The 17,451-nt window shown below is 53.3% G+C and carries 11 protein-coding genes; 2 read left to right on the forward strand and 9 right to left on the reverse strand.

Annotated features, from left to right (window positions below; translation table 11 throughout):
* Positions 1–112: 112 nt before the first annotated feature.
* Together BIZ37_RS01625 and BIZ37_RS01630 are read right to left on the reverse strand one after the other, a co-directional pair.
* Positions 113–742 (reverse strand): 3'-5' exonuclease, encoded by a 630-nt coding sequence (locus tag BIZ37_RS01625; protein WP_187460046.1) that lies wholly within the window; start codon positions 740–742, stop codon positions 113–115.
* Positions 743–766: 24 nt separating this feature from the next.
* Entirely contained in the window at positions 767–2,569 is a 1,803-nt protein-coding gene (locus BIZ37_RS01630; protein ID WP_187460027.1) for a putative nucleotidyltransferase substrate binding domain-containing protein, read from the reverse strand.
* Between the two features lie 218 nt (positions 2,570–2,787).
* Between BIZ37_RS01630 and BIZ37_RS01635 the strand changes: the two genes are divergently transcribed.
* Entirely contained in the window at positions 2,788–3,972 is a 1,185-nt protein-coding gene (locus tag BIZ37_RS01635) for a 3-phenylpropionate MFS transporter (protein WP_107301509.1), read from the forward strand.
* A 134-nt stretch (positions 3,973–4,106) separates the two neighbouring features.
* Complete coding sequence (locus tag BIZ37_RS01640; protein WP_187460028.1) at positions 4,107–7,568, forward strand: PAS domain-containing hybrid sensor histidine kinase/response regulator; 3,462 nt, start codon at positions 4,107–4,109, stop codon at positions 7,566–7,568.
* Positions 7,569–7,658: 90 nt separating this feature from the next.
* On the opposite strand, the gene BIZ37_RS01645 is transcribed toward BIZ37_RS01640, so the two are convergent.
* The 7 genes from BIZ37_RS01645 to aspA all read right to left on the reverse strand — a co-directional run bounded on the left by BIZ37_RS01645 (position 7,659) and on the right by aspA (position 17,054).
* The gene (locus BIZ37_RS01645; protein ID WP_187460029.1) at positions 7,659–9,362 is read right to left on the reverse strand and encodes a sodium:solute symporter family protein; all 1,704 of its coding nucleotides are present in this window, start codon (positions 9,360–9,362) and stop codon (positions 7,659–7,661) included.
* Between the two features lie 11 nt (positions 9,363–9,373).
* A complete protein-coding gene (locus BIZ37_RS01650) occupies positions 9,374–9,640 on the reverse strand; it encodes a DUF4212 domain-containing protein (RefSeq protein WP_107301506.1) in 267 nt (88 codons plus the stop codon).
* Between the two features lie 210 nt (positions 9,641–9,850).
* On the reverse strand, positions 9,851–10,486 hold the full coding sequence (locus tag BIZ37_RS01655; protein WP_187460030.1) for a response regulator transcription factor: 636 nt from the start codon (positions 10,484–10,486) through the stop codon (positions 9,851–9,853).
* Between the two features lie 247 nt (positions 10,487–10,733).
* On the reverse strand, positions 10,734–12,608 hold the full coding sequence (locus BIZ37_RS01660; RefSeq protein ID WP_187460031.1) for a protein-disulfide reductase DsbD: 1,875 nt from the start codon (positions 12,606–12,608) through the stop codon (positions 10,734–10,736).
* A gap of 130 nt (positions 12,609–12,738) precedes the next feature.
* A complete protein-coding gene (locus tag BIZ37_RS01665; protein WP_187460032.1) occupies positions 12,739–13,671 on the reverse strand; it encodes a LysR family transcriptional regulator in 933 nt (310 codons plus the stop codon).
* Between the two features lie 506 nt (positions 13,672–14,177).
* On the reverse strand, positions 14,178–15,485 hold the full coding sequence (locus tag BIZ37_RS01670) for an anaerobic C4-dicarboxylate transporter (RefSeq protein ID WP_187460033.1): 1,308 nt from the start codon (positions 15,483–15,485) through the stop codon (positions 14,178–14,180).
* 105 nt (positions 15,486–15,590) lie between these two features.
* Complete coding sequence (aspA, locus tag BIZ37_RS01675; protein WP_107301455.1) at positions 15,591–17,054, reverse strand: aspartate ammonia-lyase; 1,464 nt, start codon at positions 17,052–17,054, stop codon at positions 15,591–15,593.
* Positions 17,055–17,451 lie beyond the last annotated feature (397 nt).

The raw sequence follows: 17,451 nt of genomic DNA on the forward strand, positions 1-17,451 counted from the left end.
AAAGGCCCGTTTTGCAGTGTTGTTGCAGTCAAAAACTTGCGCTTTATCGCTGATAAAACGCAACTTGATTGCCCTGTAAGGTGTTGATTAATTTATTTTCTTTCGCTGGCGGTTAAGCTTGCCTAGCAACAGGGTGAGGCAGATCACCGTGTTTTAGCCGAACGTAGATCATCGCAGCGGCAATCGCATCCTGCAGGGCATCGTGGCGCGGCGGTACCGGCAGGTCGAGGGGGCGGCTGATTGCCTCGAGGCTGAGGTCGAAATAGGCATTGGGCAGTTGGCGCTCGAGCTGCTCGTGATAGAGGTGGCTGACCTCGATCGTTTTGTTGGGTAACGGGAAGCCGAAGTGACGCTGGAAGTAGCGATCGAGGATCGTTTTGTCATAGCGGATATGGTAGCCAACCAGTGGGCGGTTGCCGATAAAGGCCAGTAATTTTTCTAGTGCCTGGCCTTCTTCCAGCCCCTGGTTGAGATCCTGATGACGAATGCGGTGAATCGCCACCGAGCCAGCATCAAGGCTGGCCGGTGCCCGCAAAGTGAGGTGGATAGACTGGCTAGTGAGGATACGGTTGTCCTGGATCCGGGTCGCGGCAATGGTGACCAGTTCGGCGCTGTGCGGATCCAAGCTGGTGGTTTCGCAATCGAGTGAAACCAGTTCGGTGCCGCGGTAGCGGGAGAATAGGTCATGGTACTGGCTGTCCTTGAATTTATGGCGGTACCACCAGCGTCTCAGGGTATTAATCATCATCATGCTCCTTGGCTGGTGTTAGTCGCGGATCTGGTAGTGGTACCCGAGCCATTCCTTGAACTTTTTCACCACATGCAGGCTGTGGCGCAGCAAGTCACGGTCGGCGCGGTTGAGTCGCTCGACATTGAGGTGCTGCTGCAACCCACCGGCAGGGATATCCAGTTGCTGGCGCAGGCGCAATTTGATGAACAGCTTGAGGGCTTCGCTGAGGTTGGAGGCAGTATCATTCTCCAGCACCTTACGCTGGGCCAGTTGTTCGAGGCGGGTGAAGGTATTGTTGTCCTCGATGCCATGCTCAAGTGCCAGTGCCCTTACTCCGTGGACAATCGGGAAGATCCCGCCGCGTTTGATATCCAGCCCGTCCTTTCCGGTTTTGAGCTTGCCAAACAATGACAGCGGGACGCTAAACCTCAGGGCTGGGCGGGTGAAGGTGGTCAGCAGCAATTCTTGCTCGGCCATTTGCCGGTGCAGCTGCTGTTTGATTGGGCGTAACAGTTCGGGGTTACCGGCTACGGCATGGCTGTCGGCAAGGATTGCCAAATCCATCATTTCATTCTCGGTCCCTTTTCGGGCAAAACCTTGCAAGGTATGTAACCACTCACTTTGGTGCTTGACCCATTTAGGGTTATTGACCATGACCTTGCCCGGACAGAGCGGGTAGCCCAGTTGGTGCAGGGTATGGGTAAGGGCTTCCATGGTATCGGCCAACCCCGGCCATTCGACACCGTCTTCGATGATCAGGGCGTTGTCTTGATCGGTCTTGAGAATCTGCTCGCCACGTCCTTCCGAGCCCATGACGACCAAGCAGCAATGGTTTTGCAGGGCCTGCGGGACCACCAAGCGGAAAGCTTTCTCGATGATCTGCTCGTTGACAGCCGCGATGAGTTCCATCACGAAACGGGTATGGATGCCATTGTTGAATAGGGTTGCCACCAAACGGGATTGGCTGCTCGCAGCCAGCGAGAGTTCCTCAACAGTCGTCGCACGGGCGATCCGCAAGGTCAGGACATGGGAGTGGGTGGAGAACAGGCTCAGTACCTGGGTCAGATCCAGCATACCCACCAATTCCTCACCGTCGGTGACCGATACCCGTTTGACCTTGTGCCGGGTCATCGCCAGCATCGCATTGAACAGGTAGTCGCCTTTACTGACACTGATCACCGGGCTGGTAGCAACCTCACCAATTGCGGTGGAGATGGGCAGGTTGTCGAGCATAACAGCATGGAGCAAATTGGTGCGGGTAATGATGCCGTAAGGCTGCTCGTCTCCCGCTTCGACCAAGGCGGCATCCATGCCATGTTGCTGCAATTTCACCGTCGCAGCGTGCAAATCACAGCTGCGCGGTAAGAGCAGGCAAGGTTGGATATTGCTGCTGTCGACCCGGGTCAGGATGAATTCCGCCAAATTCTGCTGGCGCTGGGCTTCTTCCAGTAATTCTTGGCGGCGGGCCAGGCTAGTGTCGAAGTAGGCGGCGAACTGGCTGTTGCCATGATAGAGGTCGAGAAACAGTGGCTTGGGAACCAGGTAACACAAGGTGTCTTCCAGTGCGGTATAACGGTGGCGGCATGATGGCTCTAGCTGGGAGCGGACATCGAATAGGTCATCGCTAGTGTAATGGGCATAGATTTCGCTGCCGTCCGCAGCACTTTCCTCAACGCTGCCCTTGATAATGATGTGCAATTGCTCGCTGGGTTTGCCGGCCTCAACCAGGATATCCCCATGGCGGTAGTAGGCCACATCCAGTGAGTCGACCAGGCGTTGTTGCTGCTCGCTACTGAGACGGTCAAAAGGGGGCAGGGAGGTATCAAAGCTGTCGGACATGTCGGCTCTCCGGAACGATGGGCACTGTATGCAGTGTCTGCTTGATAACGCAAAAGCTCCAGACGACTTTAGTCTACTATCGGCAAAAAAAAGGTTGTCCTGCAAAGTACAGCCGGCAATGAAATGGGGGAAAGAAAAAGGGCGGATAATTTCATTGGGGCTATGTTCCATTAGAGGCATAATAACGCCCAGATTTTTTCAGTACGATAGGACAAGGCATGTTTCGTAGTAGCCCTTACGGTTGGACCTCACAGTACCTGCTGGGGTTTTTCTTTAATTATGGTGTTTATCTTCCGTTCTGGGCGTTGTGGTTGGCGCATCTCGAGGTCAGTGCCTCCAATATTGGCCTGTTGCTGGGGCTGGGCTTTGGTGTCCGTTGCCTAGCTAACCTGGTTATTACTCCCCGTATCCACAAAGTCGAGCATCTTATCCCAGCCCTGCGTGGCTTCGGTTTGGCAGCGCTCATCAGTTGTATCGCCTATATCTATTGTGGTGGTAGTTTGTGGGCACTTACTGTCATGACGGTAATTTATAATATGATGGTCGGGCCTATCGTGCCGCTGTCGGATGCGTTGGCAAACCACTACGCCAAAGAAGGCCACCTCGACTATGGTCGAACACGCCTATGGGGCTCGGTTGCCTTTATCGCAGGCTCTACCGTGGTCGGTTTGCTGGCGGCGCAATACAGCCCGGATGTGATCCCTTGGGTAGCGGCTGCGGGTTTGGTCGGGGCACTGGTGCTGGGTATGCGCCAGCCGACTATCCTGCCGGTCTCAGAGCCAGGTAGCCACGACCAGCCACGTCCTGCCTTGATGCAGTTGATGCGTGATCCGGCAGTCCTTCGCTTTTTGACCATTATCGCCTTGTTGCAGGGCAGCCATGCCGCTTACTACAGCTTCAGTGCCATTTACTGGAAGGAAGTGGGCTACAGCGAAGATGTGATTGGTTACCTATGGAGCTTCTCGGTGGTCGCGGAAGTCGCCGTCTTTGCTATGAGCAAGCGCCTCTTTGCTGGTTGGTCGGTGGTCGGTATGTTCCGTCTGGCCGCTGTTGGTGTGCTGATCCGCTGGGGGATCACGGCCAGCATGACAGAACTCCCTTTGCTGGTAGCCGCCCAGGCGCTGCACGGGGTGACGTTCGCCGCCTGTCACCTGGCCACTATCCGCTATATCCAGAAAGCCCAGAGCAACCAGATGGTCGCCCTGCAGGCATTGTATAACGCCTTGCCGATGGGGGCTTTCATGGCCCTGATGACCGCTTTGAGCGGCTGGCTCTACGGTCTGTGGGGTGCCAACATCTTCTGGCTGATGGCGGCGATGGGGATCCCGGCGCTGTTGATGAAAGTCGAGCCCAAGGCCCGGCGCCAGTTTGCCCAAGCGGGTGAAGTGGCCGATAACCAGTAATTCAGCCTTGGTTGTAGCACGCTGCAGCCAAGAACTGTGATCCTGCTGATTGGTGAGTGCCAGTGGTTTGGTTACACTGGTGCTCACAATATATTCAAATCATTTGGGTATAATCAATTAGTTGGAGATAAAGCATGGCACAGGGATGGATTGTCGTGCCGGTCACACTGGCCTATTTGGGACTGTTGTTCTGGATAGCCTGGTACGGGGACCGGAAAAAACAGTGGATGTCACGCTGGCGGCCTTGGATTTACTGCCTGTCGATTGCCGTGTATTGCACTTCCTGGACCTTCTACGGCACGGTTGGCCAAGCCAGCCAGAATATCTGGTCCTTCCTTCCTATCTATATCGCGCCGATTTTGGTGTTCACTTTCTTCTGGCGGGTGCTAGCCCGGCTAATACTGATCGCCAAGCGCGAACACATTACCTCTATTGCTGACTTTATTGCGGCCCGTTACGGTAAATCGCAAGGGCTTGCCGTTCTGGTTACGCTGATTGCCGTCGTCGGCATACTGCCCTATATCGCCCTGCAACTGCGTGGTATCACCATGGGGTTGGAGTTGGTTGCACCGAACCTCGGTCAGGAGATGGGGGGCACAGAAGGCTCCCTCGATACGGCTTGGGTGGTAACGGTGGCGTTAGCCGTCTTCACTGTTTTGTTTGGTACCCGCCATATCGACAGTACCGAGCACCACCGCGGCATGATGATGGCAGTCGCATTCGAATCCATTATCAAATTGGTGGCGTTCTTGGTGGTTGGGGTATTCGCCGTCGTTTTGCTGTTTGATATTCCGGATCTGGCAACGGCAAGCCGTGAACTGCTTCAACCTACTACTCCCCATATTGGTAGTTTGCTGATCCATACCCTGTTCACCATGGCCGCGATTATCTGCCTGCCGCGCCAGTTCCATACCACGGTAGTCGAAAATGAAAGAGCGCAGGACTTGCACCGGGCGCGCTGGGTATTCCCGGGTTACCTGGTGCTGATGGGGATCTTTGTTATCCCGTTGGCGTTGGCTGGTCAGGTATGGCTGCCCCATATCGCCGCCGATACCTATGTGATTAATTTGCCACTGTTGCATGGTGCCGAAGGCATTGCCTTGCTGGCTTTCCTCGGCGGGACCTCGGCAGCGAGCGGGATGGTGATTGTCTCGACCATCGCCCTTGCCATCATGGTTTCCAACGATCTCGTGCTACCGATGCTGCTGCGCCGGATGCGGATCTCCGGCCGTAACCACCACGCCTTCTCGGGGATCTTGCTCAACATTCGCCGTGGTCTCATTCTGCTCTTGTTGCTGGCAGCGTGGGGCTTCTACCAGATATTGGGAGAAATCCCGTCGTTGTCAGCCATTGGCTTGCTGTCATTTGCGGCGATTGCCCAGTTTGCCCCAGCGCTACTGGGCGGGATCTATTGGCGTGAGGGTAACTGTAATGGTGTCTATGCAGGCCTGCTGGGCGGTATCGCCATTTGGGGCGTGACCATGATGGGCCAGACCAATATGCTGGCTGGCACACCACAGACCAATATCTTGCTGTGGCTACTGGCGCCGCCGAATTGGCCGGTGCTCGGTAAGTTATCGAGTGTTGACTGGGGCATGCTACTGAGCCTGTTGGTCAATATTGGATTATATGTAAGTGTGTCCTTACTGACCCGTTCAAGTTTGACTGAAAGGCTTCAGGCTGCTTCGTTTGTCGGCGCACCGTTGCCGGAGAGTGGTGACAGCAGCTTGTACCAGACCCGCGTAACGGTCGCCGAGTTGGAAATGCTGGCAGCAAGGTTTGTTGGCCGCAAACGCATTCGCCATGCCTTCCGCCAGTTTGGTGAGCAGCGCCATGAAGCGCTTCTACCACAACAGCAAGCGCCTTCTACCCTGATCCGACATACCGAACGGGTTTTGGCTGGGGTATTCGGGGCGTCTTCTGCCCGCTTGGTCCTGACATCGGCGCTGCAGGGGCGCAAGATGCAACTGGAAGAAGTCGCGACAATTGTCGATGAGGCCTCGGAATTGTTTGATTTCAGCCGAGGCCTGCTGCAGGGGGCGATTGAGCATATCAGCCAGGGTATCGCCGTGGTCGACAAGCAGCTGCGGCTGGTGGCCTGGAACCAGCGCTATACCGAGATGTTCACTTTCCCGCCGGGCCTCATTCAGGTTGGTAGGCCGATTGCCGATGTCATCCGCCACAATGCAGAGCTAGGCCTTTGTGGCCCGGGCGATCCTGAAGGCCATGTTGCCAAGCGGGTCGAGCACCTGCAGCGCGGTACGGCTCATACATCCTCACGTATTCGTCCCGATGGGCAGGTGATTGAGGTGCAGGGCAACCCGATGCCAGGCGGCGGTTTCGTGATGAGCTTTACCGATATCACCGAGTTCCGTAATGCTGAGAAAGCCCTGCAAGAAGCCAATGAAACCTTGGAAGAGCGGGTAAGGCAGCGGACTAGTGAACTCGAACGCCTTAACCGCCAGTTGGTCAGTGCCACCCAGCAGGCTGAACTGCAGGCCCATTCCAAAGGGCGGTTTTTGGCGGCGGTGAGCCATGATTTGATGCAGCCGCTCAATGCCGCAAGGCTATTTTCGTCCTCGCTGGCGGAAGTGGCAAAGGAGCAAGAAGCGGCCAAGCTGGCTCGCCATATTGAAAGCGCGCTTGGTGCAGCGGAAGACTTGATTGGAGACTTGCTGGATGTTTCCCGGTTGGAGTCCGGCAAATTGCAGGTCAATGTCCATGCGTTTCGGATCAGCGAGGTGCTTGATACCCTCAGTGCCGAATTCGGCGCCTTGGCCCGTGAGCAGGGGATCACCTTCGAAGTTGTCCCCTGCAATGCCGTGATCTACTCGGATCCAAAATTGCTGCGCCGGGCACTGCAGAACTTCCTGACCAACGCGTTCCGCTATAACCCGAAGGGTAAGGTGGTGTTAGGCGTTCGCCGCAGTGGCAGTGTGTTGCAGGTAGAGGTGTGGGATAACGGCCCGGGGATTCCTGAGGAAAAGCAGGCCCATATTTTTGATGAGTTTACCCGCATCGAACGCAGCGGTGTTGATCACGGCTTGGGACTAGGCCTTGCCATTGCCCGCGGGATCAGCCGGGTGCTGGATCACTCCCTGTCGCTGCGCTCATGGCCGGGCAAGGGCACGGTATTTGCCCTCGGGGTAAGGCGGGGTGTGTTGGTTGAAGCGCCGGAGAAACCAGCGCTGGCAGAAAAAGCACCTGCCCCACTGGCTGGGCTCAAAGTGCTGTGCGTCGATAACGAGCCGGATATTTTGCTGGGGATGGAAACCCTGCTGGCCCGCTGGGGGTGCGAGATCCGCCTGGCCGAAACGGTCACCGCCGCGATGCAGCAGTTGGCTGACGGTTGGCAGCCTGATTTCATCTTGAGTGATTACCACCTTACCGACGGAGAAACTGGCTTGCAGGTGCTGCAGCAATGCACCCTGAAACTCGGTAAGTGTTTCCGTGGCGCGGTGATCAGTGCCGATAGGACCGAGGAGACAAAGACCATGATTGAAGGGCACGGTTTTAGTTTTATCAGTAAGCCGGTCAAACCACTCAAGTTGAGGGCACTGCTTAACCAGCACCAGAAGGCGAGCGCAAAACTGTAGCTCTCAATTGCATGTTAGAGAGTGTTATTTGTGTACGAAAAAAACGGAGCCACAAAGGCTCCGTTTTGGTTTACTTTTCAGGATGTTTGATTAGTGATCATGCGCAGCACCAGCACCTTTCGGATAGCGGATAGACTCCACCATATCCTGCACATCTTTCGGTACTTCAGCCGTAAACTTGTTCACGACAATCGAGACCACGAAGTTCACACACATACCTAGCGTACCGATACCCTCAGGGCTGATACCGAACCACCAGTTTTCCGGTGTGCTCGCTGCTGGGTTGATGAACTTGAAGTAGATGATGTAGCTGGCTGTGAAGGCAATACCTGTCAGCATACCGGCAATCGCCCCTTCTTTGTTCATCTTCTTGTAGAAGATGCCTAGGATAATCGCAGGGAAGAAGGACGCTGCTGCTAAGCCGAAGGCGAAGGCTACGACCTGTGCCACGAATCCCGGCGGGTTGATACCGAGGTAACCCGCACCCACGATGGCGACAACGGCAGCGAGACGTGCGGCGAGCAGCTCCTGTTTGTCGGTCATATTGGGCTTGAAGCCTTTCTTCAGCAAGTCATGGGATATCGAGGTCGAGATAACCAGTAGCAAGCCTGCTGCGGTTGATAGTGCGGCTGCCAGACCACCGGCTGCCAGTAATGCAACCACCCAGTTCGGTAGTTTCGCCAGCTCAGGAGAAGCCAGTACGATGATGTCACGGTTGATGGTCATCTCGTTGCGCTCATCGCCCGAGTAGAACATCTTGCCGTCGCCATTCTTGTCTTCCCAGCCAACTAGGCCGGTACTTTCCCAGTTCTTATACCAGCTTGGCGCATCTGCAGCAGCAACACCCTGCATGTCAGGACCATTGATGGTCTCAATCATGTTGACACGGGCAAACGCAGCTACACCTGGTGCTGTGGTGTATAGCAATGAGATGAACAGTAGTGCCCAACCAGCAGAGATACGTGCATCGCGCACTTTCGGTACCGTGAAGAAGCGGATGATAACGTGTGGCAGGCCTGCGGTACCAACCATTAGGGCAGCACAGATGAAGAACACATCCACCATGCTCTTGTTACCTTCGGTATAGGCGGTAAACCCGAGCTCCTCGGTTAAGCCATCAAGTTTATCCAGCAGGTAGACATTGGTGCCTGAGATGGTCGACCCCATACCAATTTGCGGGAACGGATTGCCGGTCATCATGATTGAAGTGAAGATAGCCGGGACAAGGAAGGCGAAAATGAGAACACAGAACTGAGCCACCTGCGTATAAGTGATGCCTTTCATGCCACCAAGTACGGCATAGAAGAACACAATCCCCATACCGATGATGATACCTAGGTTGATATCCACCTCGAGGAATCGTGAGAATACCACGCCCACGCCACGCATCTGGCCTGCAACATAGGTAAAGGAAACGAAGATGGCACAGAAGACCGCCACCATACGCGCAGTTTTGGAGTAGTAACGCTCACCGATAAAATCAGGCACGGTGAACTGGCCAAACTTACGCAGGTAAGGTGCCAGACATAGCGCCAACAGTACGTAGCCACCTGTCCAGCCCATTAGGTAGACCGCACCATCGTAACCGACGAATGAGATGATACCGGCCATCGAAATGAAAGAGGCTGCCGACATCCAGTCTGCCGCTGTCGCCATACCATTGGCGACCGGGTGGACACCGCCACCGGCGACGTAGAACTCACTGGTTGACCCGGCTCGGGCCCAGACAGCGATACCGATGTAGAGTGCGAATGTGATGCCGACGAGAATAAACGTCCAAGTTTGAATATCCATGTTCTAAACCCCTAGTCTTCTTGTACGTTGTATTTCTTGTCGAGCGCATTCATACGCGCTACGTAGACAAAAATCAGGGCAACAAAGGTATAGATTGACCCCTGTTGTGCAAACCAAAACCCAAGCTTGAAGCCGCCCAGTTGAATGGTGTTGAGCGCATCGACAAATAAGATGCCTGCGCCGTAAGACACTACAAACCAGATGGCCAGCAGCGTGCCCATAATTCCCAAGTTTTCCTTCCAGTAGGCTTGAGCATGTTCTGTTGATTCGAACGCCATTGCCTTCTCCTTCCACGTCGTCATAAATCACGTTAATGAAATGTTACGCATTGACAATAGCAATGAATGGTCAAGGAAACAGTGCAACTTTAGTCGAGGAAAAAACGGCAAAATCGCTGGCTTAGCAGCGATTTTGTGAAGTCAGGCGGAAATTGAGGATGTTGTGAAAATGTTACATTAGCCAAAAGTCTAACAGGGTAATGAAAAAAATTACGGGTTAATGTCCATCTGCTGCAGCAAGATTACTGCCTGGGTGCGGTTCTTGACCCCAAGCTTGCGGAAAATGGCGGTCATATGGGCTTTGATGGTTGCTTCGGAGACATTGAGTTCATAGGCGATTTGCTTGTTGAGCAAGCCGTCGGACAGCATCCCCAGTACCTTGTACTGCTGCGGGGTGAGGGCGGCAATTTTATCGGTTAGCTCGGTCAATTCATCGTTATCCTCGCCGAGCCCTTCCGGGAACACCGGTTCGCCATCAAGCACCTGGTTGAGCGAGCTGATCAGTGCCCGCATATCACTGGATTTGGGGATAAAACCAAACGCGCCGTGGCTGCGTACCTGGCGGATCACGCTGGGTTCCTCACTGGCGGAAATCACTACAATTGGCAGGTCAGGGTACTGGCTGCGGAGCTGGATCAGCCCCGACATGCCGTTGGCACCGGGCATTTTCAGATCAAGCAGGAGCAGGTCGACATCGTCCTCTTTGTCGAGCAAGGTCAGCAGGCTGTCGAGCGAGTCAGCTTCGAGCAGGTTGGCCCCGCTGATCGCCATATGCACGGATTGAAACAGTGCATTACGGAACAGCGGGTGGTCATCGGCAATCACTATCGTGTACTGGGCGTCCATGGCAATCACATTTTGTTGTTTTTAATAACGCTATCACTGCCTTAAGACTAGATCAATTTGTTAACACTCAAGATCTGAACTGGATCAGACCAGTTTGTCAGTGCGGTGTAACCGGCAGTGCCGTAGCGAGAGAAAAGGTGGTCAAAGCGTTAGGGTAAGCAGGCGGAGTAGGGTATTTCGGAGCTGTGAGAAACGGTTTCCGGGAGAGGAAACCGCTGCTCAAATCGTGGCTGTTAGCCCGCTACGCTTAACGGGCTAGCTGGTGGTTGGTTAGGTGTGCAAGGAAAGGCTCGGCTTTCATAAAGCCGGTTAGGCGGGCGCCTTCCATCCGGTTTCCTTGGCTATCCCAGAAATCTAAAGTCGGCAGGCCGAGTACATCCATTTCCTGCAGCAGCTCGATATCGGCCGGCGAGCTCTGGGTGACGTCGGCTTGCAGCAAGACAAAGTTGCCAAGCTGCTTGGCCACTGCCGGGTCATGGAAGGTGTACTTCTCGAATTCTTTACAGGCTACGCACCAGTCGGCATAGAAATCCAACATCACCGGTAACTGTCTGGCTTTGGCTTCTTCAAGCGCGAGGGCCAGGTCATCGATATTGCTGACGCGCCTGAATTCTACTTTCACTTCCTCTTTGGCAGCGACAGGGGGGCTGTTGCCCGTAAGTAATGGATATAGCGGTTGAACCGAGATAAACAGGCCGACAATCGCTACCACGGCTAGCGTGCTGCTGCGCCATGATACTGCCAGAGTGTTTTTGACATGGTAGAGCCAGCCAAAGGCGGCAATACCGAGCAGCGACCACAGGTAAGGCATCAGGAAGCCCGGCAGGATACGCTCAAGCAGGAACAGCGGTACGGCCAGCAGGACAAAGCCGAAGAAGGCTTTGACATGGTTCATCCAGTTGCCCGCTTTCGGCAGCAGCTTGTTGCCGAACATCGCGGCAAGGATGAGCGGGATCCCCATACCTATAGCGAGAGCATAAAGAGCCACAGCCCCCGTCAGCAAATCACCACTCTGGGCGACATAGATCAGGGCACCGGACAGCGGCGCGGTGGTGCATGGTGAACAGACCAACCCGGAGATAGCCCCCATAGCGAATACGCCGCCACTGCTACCGCCTTGCTGTTTGTTGCTCAGGCCGTTGAGCCAAGTCTGGACGCTGCTCGGCAGTTGCAGCGTGTACATGCCGAACATCGACATTGCCAGCGCGACGAACAGTACGCTCAGGCCAACCAGGATATACGGGTGTTGCAGCGCGGCTTGGAACTGCATCCCCGCAGAGGCGACCACCAAGCCGAGAAGGGTATAGGTCAGCGCCATACCCTGGACGTAGATAAAGGCAAGGCGGAAGGCCCGGCCGTGGCTGAGCTGCCCGTTGCCAAGCACGATACCGCTTAGGATTGGGTACATCGGCAGCACGCAGGGGGTGAAAGCAAGACCAATCCCCAGTGCTAGGAAGACCAACGGCGTCCACCATTGATCGGCCAAGTCGCTGGCTAGCTTGTCCTGCTCGGAAGCTGGTGCGCTGGTTGCGGACATAGGCTGTGAGTTTGTACTTACATTGCTTTCGGCGCCGGTTTGCTGAGGCGCTTGGTTGCCTGTTGCAGGTGGTGTAACAGGTGCGGCATTGGCGGCGGCCATAACGGCACTAAGCGGAACTTGGCGGACCTCCGGCGGATAACAGAAGCCGGCTTCGGCGCAGCCCTGGTAGCGGACAATCAGGGTATCGGTATCGGCGGCTTGCACCACAGGGACAGTCAGGGTCAGTGGTTCGGTATAGATGTTGACCTCACCAAAGAACTCGTCGTGGTAAGGCTTGCCTGCGGGGATATAAACCGTGCCCAGGGTTGCCGTGTCCGAACTGACAGACAACTGGTGTTGGTAGAGGTAGTAGCCTGGCTTGACTTGCCAGTCGAGATAAACTTGATCGCCTTGCTGGGTGAAGTTGAAGCTGAAGGCTTCATCAACAGCAACAAAGCTATTGGGTGAACTGCTGAAGCCCGGCAGTTTTAGGGCCGAAGCCGGTAGGCTGAGCACCAACAGGCTGAGCAAGGCAAGCAGGGGTAATGTCCGGCGCCATGCGAACTGGCCTGCTGCACATTGAAGTCTTTGTAATAGCGTCATTAAATCTGGCTCGTCTATGAGTTGCCCTACCAAAAGCGGCGGCAGGGAAAGAACAGCTAGTTTGGCGCAGCGAAATCGTGCGCCATGAATTAACTATACTCTGTCAGACCGAGTTAATCAGTGTTTGGTTTCATTTGCTTGCGATAGCCTGCTGGCTATTGTCGAGCGCATCACGCATGAAGTCAGTGAAGATCTGGATATGGGCAGGGACATAGCCCAAGCGCTGGTAGAGCATGTAGATAGGACGGGGCGGCGAGTACCAGTTTTCCATCATGCTCGATAGTTGGCCTGTGGCAATGGCATCGGCGACGACATAGTTGGGCAGGCTGGCGATCCCCAGCCCCTGGATGGCGGCTTGTTTGATGCTATTGAGATCGGCAATAGCCATCTTGACTGGTGAGTTAATCCAGATGGTTTCCTGGCTGTTCTTCTTGTTAGTTAGTGCCCACTCAAACTCCGGTACGCTGGCGAGACGGGCATGGTCGTTGAGTTCGTCCGGATGGGCCGGTGCTCCCTGGCTGGCAAGATAGGCCGGGCTGGCGACCAGTACCCGCTGTGACTCGCCGATATTGGCGGCGGCAAAACTGGAGTCTGGCTGCTGGCCGACACGAAAGACCACATCATACTGCTCTGGGCTGTAGTCATGGTGCTGGTTGGACAGATGGGTCAGAGACAGGGAGATTGCCGGGTACTGGGCAAGGAACTGGTTGAATAGCGGCATTAGCCGATACGTCAGTAGGCCGACCGGCGCGGAGACGCGCAGCGCGCCCTGCGGTTCTTTATGGCTGCTGTCGTGCAGCTCGGCGGTCGCGGACTCGAGTTGTGCCAGCAACGGTTGGCAACGCTCGAAGTAGTCGCGGCCAAGCGGGGTCAGCGACACATTGCGGCTGTCCCGGATCACCAGTTGGCTACCCAGGGTATCTTCCAACCGCTGGAGCCTTCGGCTCAGGGTCGTTGGGGGAATATCTAATGCACTGGCGGCTGCTCTGAAACTTCCGTGTTGGGCAATCGCAATCAGGGTGCGCAGGTCGTCTAACTTCATACCATTTTTGCATCGCTGCATAACGCTTTTACCTCTATCACCAAGTTGCCTCAATGACTACTATTAGTGGGCAGGCTTTCCTGTCTTGGCCTGCTCTGTAGCAAAAAGAGACATGAATCCGGTCGGGATGTTGGGATTGACGTCACCACCGGAATGAGCAAATACGTCGGGAATCCGTATTTGTTCTCTGTCTTCGCCCTAGGATGGGGCGGAGACATTAAATTTCTATTGTAACCTTTCTTCTCGGTTCGAATCCTGAACCACACTTTTCATATCCTATACTTTCGCTTCTCTTGGTTGTCAAAACCGAGTTATTTTCGTGCGCCTAAATCATACACTGCCTGACTAAATTCATTTATTACTTGATTGCTGTTAGTAGGTGCTCACAATGCCTAATGCCTAATGCCTAATGCCTAATGCCTAATGCCTAATGCCTAATGCCTAATGCCTAATGCCTAATGCCTAATGCCTCAGGCAATAAAAAAGGCCGCCCGTAGGCGACCTTGATAGGGAGCAATTATCCTTAATTACAGGATGATGCCACCGAATACGAAGCCTAGCGCTACAGACGTTGCGATAGTAACCACACCCGGGATGAAGAATGGGTGGTTGAAGACTAGGTTACCGATACGGGTAGAACCTGTGTCATCCATCTCAACGGCTGCAAGTAGCGTTGGGTAAGTCGGTAGTACGAATAGCGCACTTACTGCCGCGAAAGAAGCGATAGCTGTTAGCGGAGCAACACCGATAGCCAATGCTGCAGGCATTAGCGCAGTTGTCGTTGCGCCCTGAGAGTAAAGCAGCATAGAAGCAAAGAATAGAACCAGTGCTAGCATCCATGGGTAGTCGCTCAGTAGGGAGCCCGCTACTTCTTTGATGCCGTCAACGTGGCCGTTTACGAACGTAGAGCCAAGCCATGCAACACCAAGTACACATACACATGCTGTCATACCAGAGCGGAATGTTGGTGCCGCTGGGATTTTCGCTGCATCGATGCCAGTCGTGAACACGATAGCCGCTGCTGCCGCCAGCATGAATGTCATGATAGCTTCGTTACGGCCTAGGGCTGGGTTTTCGATTAGGCCAACAGAGCCAGAGATAGCCGCAGCGTAAGCAACAACGATTAGGATAGCGCCTAGGAAGATGAAGGTCGCTTTCTTGGCAGAAGCTGGGATTTCACGCTTGGTTGAACCCTGTAGCTTGATCAGGCCTTTCTCCAGACGCTCCTGGTAAACAACGTCATCTTTTAGCTCACAACCTAGGAAGTTAGCAACGAACGCACCAACCATACATGCGATGAAGGTTGTTGGGATACAGATAGCCAGTAGGGTTAGGTAGCCCACTCCGAGCGGTTCAAGAATGCCAGAGAAGAAGACAACCGCTGCGGAGATAGGCGATGCGGTGATCGCGATTTGAGAAGCAACAACAGCGATAGATAGCGGACGTGAAGGACGGATACCTTGCTCTTTTGCTACTTCAGCGATAACTGGAAGCGTTGAGAACGCCGTGTGGCCAGTACCTGCCATTAGGGTCATCAGGTAAGTCACGATAGGTGCGTAGAAAGTAATACGCTTCGGGTTCTTACGTAGGAAGTTTTCGGCTAGTTCAACCAGCCAATCCATACCACCGGCAACCTGCATAGCAGCGATTGCAGTGATAACAGACATGATGATAAGGATTACGTCAATTGGGATATAGCTTTGGCTTGTTGGCATACCCAACAGCAGGGAAAGCACGATAACACCGGCGCCACCTGCCAGACCAATACCAATACCACCAATTCGGGCGCCCAAGAAAATGAACGCGAGAACGACTAATAGTTCTACACCAACCATATGATTGTCCTGTCTTAAAGTTAAAAAAATAAAAGGGGGAAATCTGTAGCAAAAAAAGGCGGATCCTCATCCTGAAAATCCGCCGGGCTGTTTATTGGTTACAACTTAGTTGTAACGCTTAGCCTTGTATTCTGGGTGCATCAGGTTCTGTACCGAGAAGATGTCGTCTAGCTGCTCTTCAGTTAGAAGACCACGCTCTAGAACCACTTCACGGACACTCTTACCGGTTTCAGCACAGATCTTACCTACAATGTCACCTTCGTGGTGGCCAATGAATGGGTTTAGGTAAGTCACGATACCGATAGAGTTGAACACGAAGCTTTCACATACTTCTTTGTTCACAGTGATGCCGTCGATACACTTGTCACGTAGGTTGATACACGCATTCTTCAGGATTTCGATAGACTCGAACAGTGCCTGACCGATCACTGGCTCCATAACGTTCAGCTGTAGCTGGCCCGCTTCTGCCGCGAAAGTGATGGTTGTATCGTTACCGATGACTTTGAAGCAAACCTGGTTTACCACTTCTGGCACAACTGGGTTTACTTTCGCTGGCATGATAGAAGAGCCAGCTTGCATTTCTGGTAGGTTAATTTCGTTAAGACCAGCACGAGGACCTGAAGAAAGAAGGCGCAGGTCGTTACAGATCTTAGACAGTTTAACCGCGGTACGCTTAAGTGCACCGTGAACCATTACGTAAGCACCACAGTCAGAGGTTGCTTCGATTAGGTCTTCTGCTGGTACACAAGGTAGGCCAGTCACTTCAGCTAGGCGCTGTACTGCAAGTTCCTGGTAACCTGTTGCCGCGTTTAGGCCAGTACCGATAGCGGTTGCACCTAGGTTTACTTCTAGAAGCAGTTGCGCTGTGTACTGAAGGTTTTTGATTTCTTCTTTGATTAGTACGCCGAACGCGTGGAATTCCTGGCCTACAGTCATAGGTACTGCGTCCTGAAGCTGGGTACGGCCCATTTTCAGTACATCAGCGAATTCTTTGTCTTTCGCATCGAAAGCACCTTTTAGGTACTCAAGAGCTTCAAGCATAGTCATGATGCTGTTGTATACCGCTACACGGAAACCAGTAGGGTAAGCACAGTTAGTCGACTGAGACTTGTTAACGTGGTCGTTCGGGTTAACGATGTCGTACTCGCCTTTCTCTTTGCCCATTAGCTCAAGAGCAAGGTTTGCGATAACTTCGTTGGTGTTCATGTTTACAGAAGTACCGGCACCGCCTTGGTATACGTCTGACGGGAATTGATCCATGCACTTACCTGTTTCAAGGATCACATCACACGCTTTAACGATGTATTCGCCAACTTCTGATGGGATAACGCCCAGTTCTTTGTTCGCCATTGCAGCTGCTTTCTTGGTGAAAACCATACCGCGAACGAACTCTGGAACGTCAGAGATTGTAGTTTTAGAGATATTGAAGTTCTCTACAGCACGTAGGGTGTGGATACCCCAGTAAGCGTCGGCTGGAACTTGGCGTTCGCCTAGTAGATCTTCTTCGATACGAGTTGCAACGTTGTTTACCATTGCTTCATTTTTTTCTAGATCAATCATCTGAGACATGACGTAGCCTTAGTGGAATCTGCTAATTAAATTCAAATATTGAGCCAATTCTGAAACTTTAGAATCCATTCCGCAGAGAGTTTGGCTAGATGATCGTACCTGACACCTATTGTCTGCTGCCGATAATACTCCCCTTTAGGGGTAAAAACATAACCCAGATCACTTTTTTAAATGGACTGAAAACATTTGCACAGAAACGAGATCTTGCTCACAAACACTGTTAATAACTCACCCATGCTTTATGATTAAAAATGACCAAATATGACAAAATGTGAAATTGGTGTTGGATTAATCGCAGCAGTTTTATTGTAATCAATCGTTACATTGAAACCCTATAGAAAAGAGTTGAAAAATGGCTGTCTGCTCCCAATATTTGTTATAAGCCGAAGAGATTTCT

The organism is Photobacterium sp. BZF1 (assembly GCF_014349205.1).
Classification (GTDB): domain Bacteria; phylum Pseudomonadota; class Gammaproteobacteria; order Enterobacterales; family Vibrionaceae; genus Photobacterium.

What these genes read in the sequence shown, in the direction of transcription:
- BIZ37_RS01635 (WP_107301509.1), top strand. Translation starts at nt 2,788, where the DNA reads ATGTTTCGTAGTAGCCCTTACGGTTGGACCTCACAGTACCTGCTGGGG.
- BIZ37_RS01660 (WP_187460031.1), bottom strand. Translation starts at nt 12,608, where the DNA reads ATGACGCTATTACAAAGACTTCAATGTGCAGCAGGCCAGTTCGCATGG.
- BIZ37_RS01665 (WP_187460032.1), bottom strand. Translation starts at nt 13,671, where the DNA reads ATGCAGCGATGCAAAAATGGTATGAAGTTAGACGACCTGCGCACCCTG.
- BIZ37_RS01630 (WP_187460027.1), bottom strand. Translation starts at nt 2,569, where the DNA reads ATGTCCGACAGCTTTGATACCTCCCTGCCCCCTTTTGACCGTCTCAGT.
- BIZ37_RS01655 (WP_187460030.1), bottom strand. Translation starts at nt 10,486, where the DNA reads ATGGACGCCCAGTACACGATAGTGATTGCCGATGACCACCCGCTGTTC.
- BIZ37_RS01670 (WP_187460033.1), bottom strand. Translation starts at nt 15,485, where the DNA reads ATGGTTGGTGTAGAACTATTAGTCGTTCTCGCGTTCATTTTCTTGGGC.
- aspA (WP_107301455.1), bottom strand. Translation starts at nt 17,054, where the DNA reads ATGTCTCAGATGATTGATCTAGAAAAAAATGAAGCAATGGTAAACAAC.
- BIZ37_RS01650 (WP_107301506.1), bottom strand. Translation starts at nt 9,640, where the DNA reads ATGGCGTTCGAATCAACAGAACATGCTCAAGCCTACTGGAAGGAAAAC.
- BIZ37_RS01640 (WP_187460028.1), top strand. Translation starts at nt 4,107, where the DNA reads ATGGCACAGGGATGGATTGTCGTGCCGGTCACACTGGCCTATTTGGGA.
- BIZ37_RS01645 (WP_187460029.1), bottom strand. Translation starts at nt 9,362, where the DNA reads ATGGATATTCAAACTTGGACGTTTATTCTCGTCGGCATCACATTCGCA.